At 73.6% G+C, this 2,534-nt stretch carries 3 protein-coding genes; 1 reads left to right on the forward strand and 2 read right to left on the reverse strand.

Annotated elements, in window-relative coordinates; genetic code table 11:
• A partial coding sequence (locus ABD308_RS25730) for a TetR/AcrR family transcriptional regulator (protein ID WP_344338972.1) occupies window positions 1-595 on the reverse strand: 595 nt, incomplete at its 3' end.
• A gap of 186 nt (window positions 596-781) precedes the next feature.
• Between ABD308_RS25730 and ABD308_RS25735 the strand changes: the two genes are divergently transcribed.
• On the forward strand, window positions 782-2,020 hold the full coding sequence (locus ABD308_RS25735; protein WP_344338973.1) for a glycoside hydrolase family 1 protein: 1,239 nt from the start codon (window positions 782-784) through the stop codon (window positions 2,018-2,020).
• A gap of 106 nt (window positions 2,021-2,126) precedes the next feature.
• Here ABD308_RS25735 and ABD308_RS25740 read toward each other — a convergent pair.
• Window positions 2,127-2,534 (reverse strand): ATP-binding cassette domain-containing protein (locus tag ABD308_RS25740; RefSeq protein WP_486327035.1); only part of this gene is annotated, 408 nt, incomplete at its 5' end.

A 2,534-nucleotide genomic window follows, 5' to 3' on the forward strand; every position in this document is an offset into this window, starting at 1 on the left:
CCTCCGGGGCGGAGCCGGCGGCCCAGTTCGGGCCGACCAGGGCCTCGCCGAGGCGCTCGACGTCGGCGGCCATGTCGATGTCCGGGTTGAGCAGCCACTGGAGCTGAAGGCCGTCGGCGGCGGCGATGAAGATCCGGGCGAGCCAGGCGGAGTCCACCTCGGCGGGGTCGTCGACGCCCTGCTCGATGCGCTCCGCGAGCCGGGTGCGGAACCGCTCGTAGCGCTGTTCGAAGAAGTCGTGCGCGGGGTGATCCGGCTCGGCGGCCGCCGCCGCGAGGTCGACGAAGAGCTTGACCAGCCCCGGGGTGGACGCATTGTGCCGCAGGACCGACGAGTGCGGCGGCTCGGTGCTCCCGGGTGCGGGGCCGAAGCGCTCCTCGGCCGCCACGTCCCGGGCCTCCAGGACGGCCGTGAGCAGCTCCTCCTTGCTGCCGAAGTGGTGCATCACGCCCGCGTAGGTCATCCCGACGCGCTGGGCGATGTCGCGCAGCGAGACGTTGCGGCTGCCGGCCTCCGCGTAGGCGGCGAGGGCGGCGTCGATGATCTGCTGCCGCTTCGCCGAGGTCTTGGCGTACGGCCCCCGAGGCTTGCTCATGGGCGGAGTCTACCGGGCACGAGGCAAAAACATATCAGCGCCAGGTTTTCGTCAGCGAAAGCATTGCCGCGTCATGTTTTCGTGCTTAGGGTGAAGCACCAGGTGAAGCACCCCCCTGCGCGAACCTCCCGGGCGGCGGAACGCACCACGGACGAAAACGCACCACGGACGAAACGAGGCCCCACCATGACCAGCTCGCCGATCACCTCCCTGCCCGAGGGCTTCCTCTGGGGCGCCTCCACCTCCGCCCACCAGACCGAGGGCGGCAACACCAACAGCGACTGGTGGCCGATGGAGCGCGCCGCGGGCGAGGGCGGCCACATCAAGGAGCCCAGCGGCGACGCCTGCGACAGCTACCACCGCTGGCGCGAGGACATGGACCTGCTCGCCGAACTCGGCTTCACCGACTACCGGTTCAGCATCGAGTGGGCCCGGATCGAGCCCGAGCCGGGCGAGATCTCCCGGGCCGCCCTCGCCCACTACCGCCGGATGGTGGAGGGCGCCCACGAGCGCGGTCTGCGGCCGATGGTGACCCTGCACCACTTCACCTCGCCGCGCTGGTTCGCCGAGCACGGCGGCTGGGCCGCGCCGGACGCGGGCGAGCTGTTCGCCCGCTACGTCGAGGCCACCGCGCCCGTCTACGCCGACGGCGTGGACCACGTCTGCACCATCAACGAGCCCAACATGATCGCCCTCATGGCGCCGCTGCTCGACCTGATGCTCGGCCGGACCGACCCCTCCGAGATGTCGTTCCCCACGGCCGGCCTGCCGATGCCGGGCGAGCAGGCCACCGAGGCCCTGGTCCGGGCCCACCGGCTGGCCGTCGAGGCGGTCAAGTCCCGTGCGCCGCACGTGCGGACCGGCTGGTCGGTGGCCAACCAGGTGAGCCACGCGCTGCCCGGCGTCGAGGGCGCCGAGGAGGCCCGCGCCGCGTACCTGCGCCCGCGTGAGGACGTCTTCCTGGAGGCGGCCCGCGGCGACGACTGGCTCGGCGTGCAGTCCTACACCCGCACCCTGATCGGGGCGGACGGGCCGCTGCCGGTCCCGGAGGACGTCGAACGGACCCTCACCGGCTGGGAGTTCTACCCCGGCGCGCTCGGCGACGCGCTGCGCCACACGGCCGCCACCGCGCCCGGCGTGCCGCTGATCGTCACCGAGAACGGCATCGCCACCGCCGACGACACCCGCCGCGTCGCCTACACCGCGGGCGCGCTGGAGGGCATGGCCGCCGTCATGGCCGACGGCGTCGACGTGCGCGGCTACTTCCACTGGAGCGCCCTGGACAACTACGAGTGGGGCAGCTACGCCCCCACCTTCGGCCTGATCGCGGTGGACCGGGAGACCTTCGTCCGTACCCCCAAGCCGTCCGCCGCCTGGCTGGGCGCCGCCGGCCGCACCCGGGTCCTGCCCGGGGCCGGCGCCTGACCCGCGCCGCCGCCCGGCGCACCCGCCCGTCGTTCAGCGGGCCGCGCCGAGCTCCGGCGGCGACTTCCTGCACGGCCCCTAGAAACCGCCCCAGGGCCGGCGGGGTCTAAGCCGGCCCTCGGCTCCGCCGCGGCTGGTCCCGGTCGGGCCACACCTCGATGTGGTCGGCCTCCAGGACCAGCCGCACCCGGTGCGCCAGGCCCAGCGACTCGGTGAACTCGCGCGGCAGCTGGAGCCGGCCGACCCGGTCCAGCACGGTGTACTCCTGGGCCGTGAGGGCCTCGTCCGCGCCACCGCCAGCGGCGTGCCGGAGCACCTCGGTGGAGGTGCGGCCGTCGCGGATCCGCACCGTGCGGCGGACCTGGTCGGCCACCAGCGCGTCGTGGGTGACGATCAGCACGGTGGTGCCCAGCTCGCTGTTGGCGGTGCGCAGCGCGTCGAAGATCTCCGCCGAGGTGGCGGTGTCCAGCTCGCCGGTGGGCTCGTCGGCGAGCAGCACCGGCGGGTTGTTGGC

Origin of the sequence: Kitasatospora putterlickiae (genome assembly GCF_039527695.1) — a bacterium.
Classification (GTDB): domain Bacteria; phylum Actinomycetota; class Actinomycetes; order Streptomycetales; family Streptomycetaceae; genus Kitasatospora; species Kitasatospora putterlickiae.